General features: G+C 59.8%; 13 protein-coding genes. 8 read left to right on the forward strand and 5 right to left on the reverse strand.

What is annotated here, in order from left to right:
• Positions 1–73: 73 nt before the first annotated feature.
• Positions 74–496, reverse strand: coding sequence for a nucleoside-diphosphate kinase (ndk, locus tag ACXHXG_RS01055; RefSeq protein ID WP_104822581.1), 423 nt, complete (start codon positions 494–496; stop codon positions 74–76).
• A gap of 227 nt (positions 497–723) precedes the next feature.
• On the opposite strand from ndk, the gene ACXHXG_RS01060 reads away from it, so the two are divergent.
• The 6 genes from ACXHXG_RS01060 (at position 724) to ACXHXG_RS01085 (ending at position 8,356) form a co-directional block, all read left to right on the forward strand.
• Positions 724–1,233 (forward strand): DinB family protein, encoded by a 510-nt coding sequence (locus ACXHXG_RS01060; protein WP_457898252.1) that lies wholly within the window; start codon positions 724–726, stop codon positions 1,231–1,233.
• A 160-nt stretch (positions 1,234–1,393) separates the two neighbouring features.
• The gene (locus ACXHXG_RS01065; protein WP_457898253.1) at positions 1,394–1,900 is read left to right on the forward strand and encodes a hypothetical protein; all 507 of its coding nucleotides are present in this window, start codon (positions 1,394–1,396) and stop codon (positions 1,898–1,900) included.
• 47 nt (positions 1,901–1,947) lie between these two features.
• Positions 1,948–3,837 (forward strand): ABC-F family ATP-binding cassette domain-containing protein, encoded by a 1,890-nt coding sequence (locus ACXHXG_RS01070; RefSeq protein ID WP_457898803.1) that lies wholly within the window; start codon positions 1,948–1,950, stop codon positions 3,835–3,837.
• Positions 3,838–4,031: 194 nt separating this feature from the next.
• Complete coding sequence (locus ACXHXG_RS01075; RefSeq protein WP_457898254.1) at positions 4,032–4,922, forward strand: polysaccharide deacetylase family protein; 891 nt, start codon at positions 4,032–4,034, stop codon at positions 4,920–4,922.
• 123 nt (positions 4,923–5,045) lie between these two features.
• Positions 5,046–7,106 carry a prolyl oligopeptidase family serine peptidase gene (locus tag ACXHXG_RS01080; RefSeq protein ID WP_457898255.1) on the forward strand — a complete coding sequence of 687 codons (2,061 nt, stop codon included), beginning with the start codon at positions 5,046–5,048 and terminating at the stop codon, positions 7,104–7,106.
• A 143-nt stretch (positions 7,107–7,249) separates the two neighbouring features.
• On the forward strand, positions 7,250–8,356 hold the full coding sequence (locus ACXHXG_RS01085; RefSeq protein ID WP_104822576.1) for a TRAP transporter substrate-binding protein: 1,107 nt from the start codon (positions 7,250–7,252) through the stop codon (positions 8,354–8,356).
• Between the two features lie 80 nt (positions 8,357–8,436).
• Here the strand turns inward: ACXHXG_RS01085 and ACXHXG_RS01090 are convergent, their stop codons facing one another.
• Both ACXHXG_RS01090 and ACXHXG_RS01095 read right to left on the reverse strand, forming a co-directional pair.
• A complete protein-coding gene (locus tag ACXHXG_RS01090) occupies positions 8,437–10,206 on the reverse strand; it encodes a TRAP transporter large permease (protein ID WP_457898256.1) in 1,770 nt (589 codons plus the stop codon).
• Entirely contained in the window at positions 10,206–10,781 is a 576-nt protein-coding gene (locus ACXHXG_RS01095) for a TRAP transporter small permease subunit (RefSeq protein WP_457898804.1), read from the reverse strand. Before ACXHXG_RS01095 ends, ACXHXG_RS01090 begins: the two co-directional genes overlap by 1 nt.
• A 232-nt stretch (positions 10,782–11,013) precedes the next feature.
• Between ACXHXG_RS01095 and ACXHXG_RS01100 the strand changes: the two genes are divergently transcribed.
• Complete coding sequence (locus ACXHXG_RS01100) at positions 11,014–11,937, forward strand: Gfo/Idh/MocA family protein (protein ID WP_104822574.1); 924 nt, start codon at positions 11,014–11,016, stop codon at positions 11,935–11,937.
• Positions 11,938–12,008: 71 nt separating this feature from the next.
• Positions 12,009–12,557 (forward strand): GrpB family protein, encoded by a 549-nt coding sequence (locus ACXHXG_RS01105; RefSeq protein WP_457898257.1) that lies wholly within the window; start codon positions 12,009–12,011, stop codon positions 12,555–12,557.
• A 29-nt stretch (positions 12,558–12,586) separates the two neighbouring features.
• Here the strand turns inward: ACXHXG_RS01105 and ACXHXG_RS01110 are convergent, their stop codons facing one another.
• Both ACXHXG_RS01110 and ACXHXG_RS01115 read right to left on the reverse strand, forming a co-directional pair.
• Positions 12,587–13,036 (reverse strand): DNA polymerase III subunit chi, encoded by a 450-nt coding sequence (locus ACXHXG_RS01110; RefSeq protein ID WP_104822572.1) that lies wholly within the window; start codon positions 13,034–13,036, stop codon positions 12,587–12,589.
• Positions 13,037–13,068: 32 nt separating this feature from the next.
• Positions 13,069–14,565 carry a leucyl aminopeptidase gene (locus ACXHXG_RS01115; RefSeq protein ID WP_457898258.1) on the reverse strand — a complete coding sequence of 499 codons (1,497 nt, stop codon included), beginning with the start codon at positions 14,563–14,565 and terminating at the stop codon, positions 13,069–13,071.
• Positions 14,566–14,812: the final 247 nt, after the last annotated feature.

Raw genomic sequence — 14,812 nt, forward strand, 5'->3', positions numbered from 1 at the left:
AAAAGCCGGAGCGCAAGACCCCGGCTTTCTTCTATGAATTCAATTGCTTCAGCGCGCAGGCTGAATGACTGATTCAGCCGACGATTTCGGTTTCGGAGAACCAGTAGGCGATTTCGATCGCGGCGGTTTCCGGAGCGTCCGAGCCGTGAACGGAGTTTTCGCCGATCGACAGAGCATGGATCTTGCGGATCGTGCCTTCGGCAGCGTTGGCCGGGTTGGTAGCGCCCATGATTTCGCGGTTCTTCAGGATGGCGCCTTCGCCTTCCAGAACCTGAACGACGGTCGGGCCGGAGGTCATGCCTTCGACGAGCTCGCCGAAGAAAGGACGGTCCTTATGAACGGCGTAGAAGCCTTCGGCTTCGCGCTTGCTCATCCAAACGCGCTTGGAAGCGATGACGCGCAGGCCATTGTCCTCAAAAATCTTGGTGATGGCGCCGGTCAGGTTACGCTTGGTTGCGTCCGGCTTGATCATCGAAAAAGTGCGTTCAATCGCCATGGGTCACGTCCTTGTCGTCAGAGAAAAGTGGGCGGTCTTTACCCGCCCCACAGCCTGAAAACAAGGGGGACGCGCCAATTTCACGCTGCTGTCACACTCAGGATGCCCGATTCGGAGCGAGACTGACGGCCAGTTGACAACCCATCAGCAAATTTCGTGGGCGCCATTAGCCCCATTTACTCCTTTCCATTTTATGCTTGCTTCATTGCTTTTGGAGGAAGGCCGGGATGCTGAGACATTACAGAATGTTCGCCGATTACAACCGCTGGGCCAACGCCCTGCTTTACGATGCCGCCGCTGAGCTCAGCGATGCCGAGTATCGCGAGGACCGCGGCGCCTTTTTCGGCTCGCTGCACGGCACGCTCAATCACATTCTGGTCGGCGATCGCGCCTGGATGCATCGCTTCACCGGCATCGGCGAGATGCCGGCGGCCTTGAACATCATATTGCACGACAATTTTACGGATCTTCGTGCCGCTCGCGAGGCTGAAGACCGGCGCATCATCAATTGGATGGACACGCTCGATGATGAGGCGCTTGCTGCCGATATCACCTACACGCCGATTACCCGGCCAGGTGTCATCACCCATCCATTGATGCCGGCGCTCACGCATTTCTTCAACCATCAGACCCACCACCGCGGCCAATGCCACATGATACTGACGGCAATGGGCAAACCGTCGCTTAGTCTCGATCTGATTTATTTCGTGCGCACGGACGGAAAGCACTGGATGTGAAGCAGGGCGCGAGCCAGCATTCCCCAATACAGTTTGGCGTTGTTCGACTGTCTAATTTTGTTGCAATATCCCGCCAGTATGACGTTCTGTTCATGTTGCCTTAACCTGCGCACCTGCAATTTGCGAAATATATCAGGTAGCGGATCATCAGAGAGCAGGCATGAAGAGTTCGCAGGCAGGTGTTTCAGCATATCCCATCGGCAATGACGACAGCGAGGCAGCGACCGACCTCGAGATGATCGGCCGCCATATGGCCAAGCTGAAAGTCAAAGCCCTGCCGCGCAATTACCAGCTTTTCCATGAAGCGCTCCACGGTTCGGATCGCAAGATCGCCAGCGAGATCGCAGCGCTTGGCCCCGCCCCCTCGCAAGCCAGCCTCGACGATATCGGCTTGAAACATCGCCTCGTCAGCCATTGCGGCCTGGTCGCGCGGAAATCCGAGGCGGATGCGGCCGAGATGCTGCGCGAAGTGGCCGCGCAACTGGCTGAGGGGCTGATGAAGAAACAGGGCTTTGCCCGCGAGATCGAAACGGCGCCGCATGTCGCCGCCGCCATGGACAGCCTCAATGCGTCGCTCAGTAACCTGCTGCTTTACGAAACCGAGCTGACGGAGAGGCTGAGAGATTGCGCCGGCCTGCCGTCGCGAGCGGGCGGCACCCGCGCCTAAGCGCTCCGGCTCTTGCCTTCGGCGCGGAGTTCGGCCAAAACCGCGCCATGATTTCGATTTCCGATCTTTCCGCCCGCATTGCCGGCCGCCTCCTCATCGACCATGCCAGCGTGACGCTTCCGGCGGGCACGAAGGCGGGGCTTGTCGGCAAGAACGGCGCCGGCAAGTCGACATTGTTCCGTGTGATCACCGGCGATCTTGCCGCCGAAAGCGGCTCGGTCTCCATTCCGCGCAATGCCCGCATCGGCCAGGTGGCGCAGGAAGCGCCGGGTACTGAGGAGCCGCTGATCGAGATCGTTCTGAAGGCCGACAAGGAACGCACTGCCCTGCTCACGGAAGCCGAAACGGCGACCGATCCGCATCGCATCGCCGACATCCAGACGCGCCTTGCCGATATCGGCGCCCATTCGGCCGAAGCGCGCGCCGCCAGCATTCTCGCCGGCCTCGGCTTTGACCATGAGGCACAGCACCGACCCGCCTCCTCCTTTTCCGGCGGCTGGCGCATGCGCGTGGCGCTCGCAGCGGTACTTTTCTCCGAGCCGGACCTGCTGCTGCTCGACGAACCGACCAACTATCTCGACCTCGAAGGCACGCTCTGGCTGGAAGATTACATCCGCCGCTATCCCCACACGGTCATCATCATCTCGCATGATCGCGATCTTCTGAACACAGCCGTCAATTCCATCGTCCATCTCGATCAAAAGAAGCTCACCTTCTATCGCGGCTCCTACGACCAGTTCGAGCGGCAAAAGGCGGAGGCCGACGAGCTGCAGATGAAGGCGAAGGCGAAGAACGAGGCGGCGCGCAAGCACCTGCAGAGTTTCATCGATCGCTTCAAGGCCAAGGCAACCAAGGCCCGGCAGGCGCAATCGCGCGTCAAGGCGCTGGAACGCATGGGCACGGTCGCCGCCGTCATCGAAGATCATGTGATGGGCTTCAGCTTTCCGGAGCCGGAAAAGCAGGCGGCCTCGCCGATCATCGCTGTTAGTGGCGGCGCGGTCGGCTACGAGCCCGGCAAGCCGATCTTGAAGCGCCTCAACCTGCGCATCGACGCCGACGACCGTATCGCCCTGCTCGGCTCCAACGGCAACGGCAAATCCACCTTCGCGAAATTCGTCTCCGGCCGCCTCGATGCCGAAAGCGGCGATGTGAAGCTGGCGCCGAACCTGAAGATCGGCTTCTTTGCCCAGCATCAACTCGACGATCTCGTGCCCAACCAGACCGCCGTCGAGCATGTGCGCCGCCGCATGCCCGATGCACCGGAAGCGAAGGTGCGCGCCCGCGTCGCCCAGATGGGCCTTGCGACCGAGAAGATGGACACACAGGTGAAGGATCTCTCCGGCGGCGAGAAAGCGCGGCTGCTGATGGGCCTTGCCGCCTTCGATGCACCGAATCTTCTGATCCTCGACGAGCCGACCAACCACCTTGATATCGACAGCCGTAATGCGCTGATTCAGGCGCTGAACGATTATTCCGGCGCGGTCATCCTGATTTCGCACGACCGCCACCTCATCGAGGCGACCGTCGACCGGCTCTGGCTGGTGCGCGACGGCACGGTTTCCAACTTCGACGGCGACCTGGAGGACTATCGCAGCCTCGTCGTCGCCAGTCCCAAGCCGAGGGACGACAAGGGCAAGACCAATGGCGCTGACGATTCCGTCTCCAAGGCGGATCAGCGCAGGCTCAATGCCGACCGCCGCGCCTCGCTGGCGCCACTCAAGAAAAAGATCAACGATATCGAATCCTTGACCGGCAAGCTGGAGAAACTGATTCAGGCACTTGATGCGGAACTTGCAGATCCCGCCCTCTATGAGAAGGCACCTGCAAAGGCGGCCGAGAAAGCCAAACAACGCTCCGACGCGGCGGAAAAGCTTGCAGCCGCGGAAGAGCAATGGCTTGAGCTTTCGTCTGAATATGAAAGCGGGATGGCCGGCTAGAGCATCCCGCATCACCAACAAACGGATGCCTTATATCCAAAATATCGGAGCGGTCTTGCTCGTTCGGAAGGACGTGCAGCCCTCTTCAAATGGTTAATTCCCTCGGCATCCGTGCGTCAATCCTAACCGATCATTAACCATAATCGGAAAAAATACGCCCAACATTCATTGACCTATATTGTTGAGCGATTCCCATGACCTTCCGTCTTCTCTTGGCCGGCCTTGCCGTATCCCTATCCCTTGCCGGCTGCGCCACAAAACCGGGCAACGAGGCTTCACTGAAGACGAGTTTTGCAGCGGAAGAACCGCGTCATAAGCCGCTGAAGGCCAACGACCCAGTCGAAATGGAGCCGACCAAATGGGCCAGCGCCGAGCTTGAAACCAGGGAAACGGTCGATACCGGCGGTCCGCACCACCTCGCCGGGCGCACACTGGAAGTTTCCTCGCTGCACGACCTCAAGCTGGACGACAAGGAAGTCATTCTCAGCTTCGACGACGGTCCGGCTCCGGGCAAGACGGAGCGCATCCTCTCCACGCTCGACAGATTCGGCGTCAAGGCGGCCTTCATGATGGTTGGCCAGATGGCGGAGGCGCACCCGGCCACCGCCCGGAAGGTCTTTGCCGACGGCGACACCATCGGCAGCCACACCTTCCGCCATCCCGATCTCGACAAGATGAGCTTCGACATGGCGATGGCCGAGATCACCCGCGGCGAACACGCCGTCGCCAAGGTCATCGGTACGGATGTTTCCTTCTTCCGCTTCCCCTATCTCGCTGATTCCAAGCGCCTGCGCACCGCCGTCGCCATGCGGGATCTCGTCGTCATGGATGTGGATATCGACAGCAAGGACTATTTCAACTCGACGCCCTCAGCCGTCGTAACCCGCACCATGAACCAACTGTACAAGCGCGGTCGCGGCATCATCCTGATGCACGACATCCACCAGCGCACGGCCACCATGCTGCCGACCCTTCTGTCGCGTCTCGAAAGAGAGGGCTACAAGGTCGTGACGCTGAAGTACAAGGGCACCTCCGCACCTGCAACCAACCTGATCGCTCAGGCCAGCGTCACGGTTGTGCGCTGAAGGCGGGATAGGCCTCGGAAAACTGTAAGATGAAACACATTCGGGGAAGCACTGTTGCTTCCCCGAATGTATTTTGATTTGATTATATATGACTCACTTCATCAATGGCATATCAGGTCCCTTATGAATCTCCATCTCGAGCATGACGACGATCCACTGACACTGCAATTCGTCGCTGAAAGGGATGCACAGTCTGAACAGGCGCTGATGACGCCTGAGTTCGAGGTGGACCGGGCGGCGATTAAGGCTCTGATCGAGCGTAAGGACCGGCTGATCCAGGTGGTACGCCGCGGCAAGTGGCTGTTCGACTTCCACCGCAGCGCAGATCACCCCCTCGGCATGTGGTTCCGATTGCCCGCCAATCTCGCCCCTTTGCCCGACGCACCCTGGGAGCCGATCTTCGATCTCGACGCTTTCTGCGCATCGGAAAACAAGCTTTGGCTCTGGCGCGGCGCAATCACCTGCCCTTGGGAACCGACGCGGGTGTTGCTTTGTCTTTCCGACGGTGGCTCCGATCTTGGACGCCTGCTGGAGTTCGATTGCGAAGCCAAAAGCATTGTCGAAGGCGGATTTGACACGCCGCCGACGCGTTGCCACGCCACCTGGCTCAACCGCGACGAGATCGCCTATTTCGGCTCGATTGATCGCCTCTCTTCGACGCGCTCCGGCTGGCCCCGCGTCGGTCGCCGTCTGAAGCGTGGCCAGGCGCCAGCAAAGGCACCCTTGCTTTACGCAACCGCCGATACCGACGTCTATGGCTCCTGCCTGGTCTTCGATCCGGTGCTTGCCGGCATCGCAAAGAAAGGTACGGCCAAGCCGATCCGGCTGTTCATCACCGGCCACGAAATCGGCAATTCCAGCGTCTTCGTCAAAGAGCAGGATTTTTCGCTGCGGCGGATCGATCTGCCGAGGGACATCGACGTCCAGCTCAACTATTCCTATTGCCTCTGGCTCGCCAAGACTGACGAGCGCATCCCGGCCGGCAGCCTGGCGCTGCAACCCTTACCGCGGGAGGCCACCGATGCCGGCGCCGAGGCGATGCGCGTGTTATTTTCGCCCGGCGAGCGACAGTCGGTGTCGCAGTTCCTGCTGATGCGCGAATGGTGCGTCTTCGTCGTCTCCGACAAACTGCAGCCCCGCCTTTTCGTCTTCGACCTGACCAAGGCCGATGCGGCGATCGAGGAAATCACGCTGCCGGCCGATGTTCAGACTGTAACAGTCTGGCCGCTCTATTCCGACCTCCATCTCGGCGACGACACGCTGCAGGTCTATGGCGAAGGCTTCCTGCAACCGCCCTCCTGCTATCGCCTGGAGCTTGCCGACCGCAAGAAGCCGCTTGAACTCATTCACGCCGCGAGCTCGCCGGCCTATTTCGACACCGACGGCATGACCTCCGAATTGCTCGAGGCCATTTCAGAAGATGGTACGAAAGTGCCGTACCGCCTGGTATTGCCGAAGACATGGACCCACGGTGAACTGCCGGTCTTGATGTATGGCTATGGCGGCTTCGATTTTTCGGTTCGTCCGCAATATTCGGCGGTCATTGGCCGCTGGCTGGAACAGGGCGGCGCCTATGTGCAAGCCTATATCCGCGGCGGCGGCGAGCTCGGCCCGAACTGGCATCGTTCCGCCAAGGGGCATGGCCGCCACAGAGCTTTTGCCGATTTTGTGGCCGTCGCCCGCGATCTCGTCAACCGCGGCTACACCAAACCACAGTGCATAGCCGTCAATGGCGGCAGCAATGGCGGGCTGCTGACCGGCGTGATGCTGACACGCTATCCGCACGACTTCGGCGCGGCCTGGTGTCAGGTGCCGGTGCTCGATATGTCCCGCTTCCACGTCTTCCCGGCCGGCAAGGCCTGGATCGACGAATATGGCAATCCCGACGACCAGGCGGACCGGGACTATCTGCTTTCCTATTCGCCACTGCACAATCTCAAGCCGGCTTCGGAGATCACCTATCCGCCCATCTACATCGAGAGTTCCAGCAATGACGACCGGGTTCATCCCTCCCATGCACGGCGGTTTGCTGCGCGCATGGAGGAACTCGGCCATCATCCGCTGTTCCACGAATTCCACTCGGGCGGCCATGGCGGCGACGGCGCATCGACGCAGCTCGCGGCACGTATCGCGCTGGGTTACAGCTTCCTTCGCGAGACGATCGTGAAGCCGCGTGAGAATTGAAATCAGTCCTTTAAACATCAAACGAAAATCGGCAGTTGTAAGATTATTCGACGCGCTTGAAACGCGCTTGACGACATGATTAGTTGCGGCGTGATCACGAAGAGCGGGCCAAACCGCCCGCTCACCTCTGGGGGAGTAGATAGATGGATCGTCGTTCATTTCTGAGGAAAGCCGGTGTTGCCGGCGCAGGCTCGGTTGCTGCCGCAGCCCTGGCGGCTCCGGCCATTGCTCAGAGCAATCCGAAGATCAACTGGCGTTTGACCTCGTCGTTTCCGAAATCGCTCGACACGATCTATGGCGGCGCCGAGGTGCTGTCCAAATTTGTCTCGGAAGCGACCGACGGCAACTTCACCATCCAGGTCTTCGCCGCCGGCGAAATCGTGCCCGGCCTGCAGGCTGCCGACGCAACATCCGCAGGCACGGTCGAGGCCTGCCACACGGTCTCCTACTATTATTGGGGCAAGGATCCGGTTTGGGCGCTGGGCGCGGCCGTTCCTTTCGCGCTCAATGCCCGCGGCATGAACGCCTGGCAGTACCATGGCGGCGGCATCGACATGTTCAACGAATTCCTGGCGACGCAAGGGCTGATTGGTTTTCCGAGCGGCAATACCGGCGTGCAGATGGGTGGTTGGTTCCGTAAGGAAATCAATACCGTAGCCGACCTCAAGGGTCTGAAGATGCGTATCGGCGGCTTTGCCGGCAAAGTGGTGGAGCGCCTCGGCGTTGTGCCGCAGCAGATCGCCGGCGGCGATATCTATCCGGCGCTGGAAAAAGGCACGATCGATGCGGCCGAATGGGTAGGCCCCTATGACGACGAAAAGCTCGGGTTCTACAAGGTCGCTCCCTACTACTACTACCCCGGCTGGTGGGAAGGCGGTCCGACCGTACACGTCATGTTCAACAAGGCGGCCTATGAAGGCCTGCCGAAGGCCTATCAGTCGCTGCTGCGCACCGCCGCCCAGGCAACCGATGCCGACATGCTGCAGAAATACGACTATCTCAATCCGGCAGCCATCAAGCGTGTCGTGGCCGAAGGCGCGAAGCTGCGTCCGTTCAGCACCGACATCCTGAACGCCTGCTTCGACAAGTCAAACGAAGTCTACGCCGAGATGGAAGCATCGAACCCGACCTTCAAAAAGATCTGGGAATCGATCAAGGCGTTCCGCGGCGGCCACTATCTTTACGCGCAGGTCGCCGAATACAGCTACGACGTGTACATGATGACGCAGCAACGCGCCGGAAAGCTCTGATCATTGGATTCGAAACAAGAAACCCCGGAGCGATGCTCCGGGGTTTCTCTTTGGAATGCGGCAGCCGCTTCGTCCCCTGCTCAATTGAATGACGGCGGCTGACTGAGATCATTCGCAGGCGGGTTCTTCTTTTCGCCGCCCTGATCTGCCGGCTTGTTGTCGAGCGGATTGGCACCCGGGAGCTGCAGGCCGCCCGGCAAACCGAGACCGCCGCCATTATCCTGGCCGGGCGCACCAAAGCCGGGCACTTCGATCTTGATGGTATTGGGATCAATTCCGGCGCCTGCTCCCTTGTAGTGCATGACCATCTGCGGAAACATGATCGTCAGTGAAACCATCAGGATCTGAATGCCGACGAAGGGCACTGCACCCCAATAGATCTGGCCGGTCGTCACCGGCGCCGTCTTCTTGCCGGTGACCTTGTCGAGGTAAGGCACCTTCGCAGCCACCGAGCGCAAATAGAACAACGCAAAGCCGAAGGGCGGGTGCATGAAACTCGTCTGCATGTTGACGCCGAGCAGGACGCCGAACCAGATCAGGTCGATCCCGAGCTTGTCGGCGGCGGGCGCCAGCAGCGGCACGATGATGAAGGCGAGCTCGAAGAAATCGAGGAAGAAGGCCAGCACGAAAACCAAAAGGTTGACGGCGATCAAGAAACCGACCTGCCCACCCGGCAGCGACACCAGCAAATGCTCCACCCAGACATGACCGTTGACGCCGTAGAAGGTCAGCGAAAATACGCGCGAGCCGATCAGGATGAACAGCACGAAGGAGGAGAGCCGTGTCGTCGATGCGAGTGCCGAGCGAACTACATCCATGTTCAGCCGCCCCTTCGCTGCCGCCATCACCAGCGCGCCGGTTGCGCCCATCGCGCCGCCCTCCGTCGGTGTTGCGATGCCGAGGAAGATGGTGCCGAGTACGAGGAAGATCAGCGCCAAAGGCGGGATCAGCACGATGATCACCTGCTGGGCCAGCCGCGACATCAGGTTGAACTTCAACGTCTTATCGATGACGGCGACGACATAGATGAAAGCGACGCCGACAGTTGCACCAAGAATATCGGCATTCTCACCGTAGATCGGCGTCAGGTAGACATGAGCCGCATAGGCAACGCCGCCGCCGACCAAGAGCGCGATGAAAAGCGAGGTCACCCCGGAGCCGAGCGAGCGCGCCTCCTTCGGCAGCGCCGGCATCGAATTCGGCCGGACGATCGACATGATCAGCACGTAGAGCATGTAAATGCCGGTCAGCACCAGACCGGGGATCAGCGCGCCTGCATACATGTCGCCGACCGAACGGCCGAGCTGGTCAGCCAGCACGATCAGCACAAGCGACGGTGGAATGATCTGCGCAAGCGTTCCAGACGCGGCAATGACACCGGACGCAAGGCTGCGGTCATAGCCGTAACGCAGCATGATCGGCAACGAGATCAGGCCCATGGCGATGACCGAGGCCGCGACGACGCCGGTGGTGGCGGCAAGCAGCGCGCCAACGAAGATCACCGCGTAAGCAAGACCGCCACGAATCGGGCCGAAGAGCTGGCCGACGGTATCGAGCAGGTCCTCCGCCATCCCCGAGCGTTCCAGCACGATGCCCATGAATGTGAAGAACGGGATCGCCAGCAGCGTGTCGTTGGACATCACACCCCAGAACCGATCCGGCAGCGCGTTGAGCAACGGCCAGGAGAGATGGATGGAACCGCCCGAATAAGGCGCCAGCTCGACGCCGATCCAGAAGAACAGCAGTCCGTTGGCGGCGAGCGCGAAGGCGACAGGATATCCGATCAGTAGGAAGATGATCAGCGAAGCGAACATGATCGGGGCCATGTTCACGGCGATGAATTCAATCATCAGCGCGCCTCCCCGGCAGGCGTTTCGGCATCAAGGGGCGCGTGCGTCGGCACGTATGGTGTCGGGTCCTCCATATCGCCGCGCATAACGGCGATCTTCTTGATGATTTCGGAAACACCCTGCACCGCCAATAAAAGGAAGCCTGCCAACAATAGCGCCTTGCCCGGCCAGATGATCAGGCCACCAGCACTGGACGAAACCTCGCCCGATAGGAAGGACGTGCGAACATAGGGCACGAGGTCATAGACCATCAGAAGCACGAAGGGCATGAGGAACAGGCAATGACCGAGCAGATCGATCCAGTGCTGAACGCGCCGCGGTAAGGCGCCGTAGACGATATCGATGCGGATGTGCTCGTTCTGCCTGAGCGTATAGGCGGCGGCGAGCATGAAGGCGGCGCCGAACAAATACCATTGCGCTTCCAGCCAGGCGTTGGACGAGGTGTTGAACACCTTGCGGACGATCGCGTTTCCGGCGCTGACAAGCACGGCGACCAGAATGAGCCAAGAAACCGATTTGCCAATGAATTCGGTGACAGCATCCACGAGCCGGCTGAAGCCGAGCAATGCTTTCATCATTTTTCTCCCCCGCAGCGGTCTTCCCCGAGATCTCCTTGCCGCGTACAGGCAGAGTGCCGATTTTACGCTGTGAATCAAGAGTGTAAGCTGGTTTTCCAAATGTGACAGCGCAGCAGCAAGAAATGCCAGGCGTCCACCTGATTGCCAGCAATTGCGCTTGCCGGCCTTGCCCGCCCGCTGCATTCTGATAAAAGATCATGCAAATAATCATACTAATCGAGAGACACCCATGTCCCCCATCAACCTCGCCATCGTCGGCGTCGGCAAGATCGTCCGCGACCAGCACCTTCCTTCCATCGCGAACAATTCGGATTTCAAACTGATCGCCACGGCGAGCCGCCACGGCACCGTCGACGGCATTCCGGCCTTCACCAGCATCGAGGCCATGCTGGACGCCGTTGCCGGGATCGATGCCGTCTCGCTTTGCATGCCGCCGCAATATCGCTACGAGGCTGCCTACAAGGCTCTTCAGGCCGGCAAGCATGTGTTCCTGGAAAAGCCGCCGGGCGCCACGCTCAGCGAAGTTGCCGATCTCGAGGCGCTCGCCAAGGCAAAGGGCGTTTCTCTCTTTGCGAGCTGGCATTCGCGTTATGCGCCTGCTGTCGAGGCCGCGAAGGCTTTTCTCGACGCGACGACGATCAACAGCGTCCATGTCATTTGGAAGGAAGACGTGCGCCACTGGCATCCGAATCAGGAATGGATCTGGCAGGCCGGCGGCCTCGGCGTCTTCGATCCGGGCATCAATGCTCTATCGATCGTCACCCACATCCTGCCGCCGCTATTTCTGACGGGCGCAGTGCTGGAATTCCCCGAAAACCGCGATTCGCCGATTGCGGCCGACCTGCAGTTCAAGAGTGGCCAGGGACTTGCCGTCCATGCCGAATTCGACTGGCGCCAGACCGGCAAGCAAAGCTGGGATATCGTCGCTGAAACCGAAGCCGGCCAGATGGTGCTCTCCGAGGGCGGCTCGAAGCTTTCGGTGAACGGCGAATTGAAGTTCACCGCCCCCGAGGCGGAATATCCTTCGCTCTACCGCCGCTTCGCCGAGATCGTCAAAGCCGGCACGTCTGATGTCGACCTGGCGCCGCTTCGCCACGTCGCCGACGCCTTCATGCTCGGCAAGCGCAAGTTCGTCGAGGCTTTCCACGACTAAGCTCCATTGACCGATGAGATGCGCCGCGCAGAATGCTAAAGTGGCGCATCTTCATGGGTGGGGAGATTGCGATGTCGTCCGAAAGCGGGGAAAGCTTCGGGCTGGGCGTGAGACACAAGCTCGTCACGCTGGCAGAGCCGAATGCCAGGTGGCGGGAAGCCTATGCGCTGGAAGAGACCGCCATCCGCAAAGCCCTCGGCGATCTCGCACTCGACATCCAGCATTTCGGCAGTACGTCGATACCGGCAATCAAGGCCAAGCCAATCATCGATATCGCTGTTGGTGTCAGGCGTTTCGACGAAGGATTCTGTTGCATCAAGTCAATGGAAGAGATCGGTTATGAGTATGCCGGCAACGACATCGTTCCCGACGATCATATTTTCGGCCGCGGCATCAAAGGCGAAACGCGCACCCATCTCGTTCACATTGTCGAATATGGCGGCGCCCACTGGAACCGGTTTATCCTGTTCCGCGACAGGCTCCGCGCAAATCCCGCTCTCGCCCAAGCCTATGAGGCACTGAAAATCGGGCTAGCCGACGAATATGCCGACAATCGTGCCGCATATACGGAGGCGAAGAAGGTCTTTATTGACAAGATTGTTGCAGCGACTGGTGATTAAGCCTTCTCCCAACGGGAAAAGAAGAATGATCACGCCTTCTTCTCCCAGCGCCCATCCTGGGTCTGCTGCCAGTAGGTGAGGTTATGCCCCTCGCCCTTCAGCTTCTTCCACTGCGCCCTGGCGCCTTCCAACTGCTCTTGGTCGTAGCCATCGAACATGAAAACAACGCGCTGATAATTCTCGATATCCGAGGCTTCGGCGCCATCGACGAAGAAGCGGACCGTGGCGTTGTTCGCATTGTCGGGCGAGACGGTCAGCAACACCGGCTGTTTGTCCGGCATGTCTCCATCATCCGTGCCATGCGGCAGAAAACTGTCCTCGCGATAGGTCCAGAGATGCACGTCAAGAGCATCCCGCCGCGCCGCTTCGCGTGCCTGGATGGCAACCTGCCAACCGCGCTCGACACTTTTGTCGATCAGCGGAGGAAGGGCATCTTCCAGCTTCGATTCGGTCAGGTGATAGAAGAGAACGTCGGTCATGCCGTTCCTTCTATCTCAAACACCTTCGAAGGTCACGATTCGTAATTCTGGCGGACCAGCTCGTCGAGCAGGCGCACGCCGAAACCCGAGCCCCAGGACTGGTTGATTTCGTCCTGGATCGAGCCCATGGCCGTGCCGGCAATATCGAGATGTGCCCAGGGCGTTTCCTGGACGAAACGCTTGAGGAACTGCGCAGCGGTGATCGAACCGGCATGGCGGCCGCCGGTATTTTTCATGTCGGCGAACTTGCTGTCGATCATCTTGTCATAGTCCTTGCCGAGCGGCATGCGCCACAGGCGCTCGTTGGTGGTAAGGCCGGCAGCGGTCAGTTCATTCGCCAACTTGTCGTCATTGCAGAACAGGCCGGCATGCAGATTGCCGAGCGCGATGAGAATGGCGCCGGTCAGCGTCGCGAGGTTGATCATGAACTGCGGCTTGAAGCGGTCGTTGGTATACCAGAGCGCATCGCAGAGCACGAGCCGGCCTTCGGCATCCGTATTGATCACTTCGATCGTCTGGCCTGACATGGAGGTGACGATATCGCCAGGACGCTGGGCATTGCCGTCCGGCATGTTTTCGACCAAGCCGATGACGCCGATGGCGTTGACCTTGGCGCCGCGCGCCGCGAGCGCGTGCATCAGGCCGGTGACGGCGGCAGCCCCGCCCATATCACCCTTCATGTCCTCCATGCCGGCAGCCGGTTTGATAGAAATGCCGCCGGTGTCGAACACCACGCCCTTGCCGATGAAGGCAACCGGCTTGTCTTTCGGTTTGCCGCCCTTCCACTGCATGATCACCAGGCGTGGCGGACGCACGGAACCCTGCGCCACGCCAAGCAGCGCCCCCATGCCGAGCCGGCGCATTTCACGCTCCGTCAGGATCTCCACCTCGACGCCGAGCTTTTCCAACCCCTTGGCTTTGGCGGCAAACTCGACCGGGCCGAGAGCGTTCGGCGGCTCGTTGACGAGATCGCGGGCCAGAATCACGCCGTCGGCGATCGCTTCCGATGCCGCGAGGAGCTTCTTTGCCGCGGCGGCATTCGAGGTGACGATCGTCACCTTGACGGACTTCGGCGTGCCGTTCTTGTCCTCGTCGTCGTTCTTCTTCGTCTTGTAGGTATCGAAGCTATAGGCGCGCAACAGCATGCCGAGGGCGAAATCGGCCGCTGCCTTGGCCTCGGTCTCACCGTCATGTGCATCGATGAAGATCGCAGCCTTTTCCACATTGCGGATTTTCGCGGCCGCGCCGCCGCCGAGCTTCAGCCAATCATGCGCATTCAGCTCCTTCGCCTTGCCGGTGCCGATAACGATGATACGGTCGACCGGCGAGCCTTCGGGCGCGACGATATCGAGGCTGCTCAAGCCTTTGGCGGTGAACCGGGCAATCCGTGCGGCCTTGGCGAAAACATTTGCCGGATCGGCACTTTCTGCCCCTGCCGGCAACTCGCTGTCCGTGTCTTTCAGGAGAATGGCCAGACCGCCAGTCAGCCGAACCGATTTGGCAAAGGAAATCTCGAATTTCACAGACATTTCTGCTCCGATAATACGTGTCGTGCAAAATAGAATTACACACTCCGGATCATTCAAGGTTTCCATATCAAATACAAGCTTTTGGCGAGGCATTCCGCGAAGAAACACCTTGAGACATTCAAATCCCTGTCATCTACCGCCGCTAGTTTGCCGGAGTATCTATTGGGTCTCGCCGCCTGCGCGACGCGATCATCTATCGGAACGCCGCCTTGATTATAGACTCCGCCAGCTTCGATCATCGGGATCG

It is taken from the genome of Rhizobium sp. LEGMi-198b (assembly GCF_054114205.1).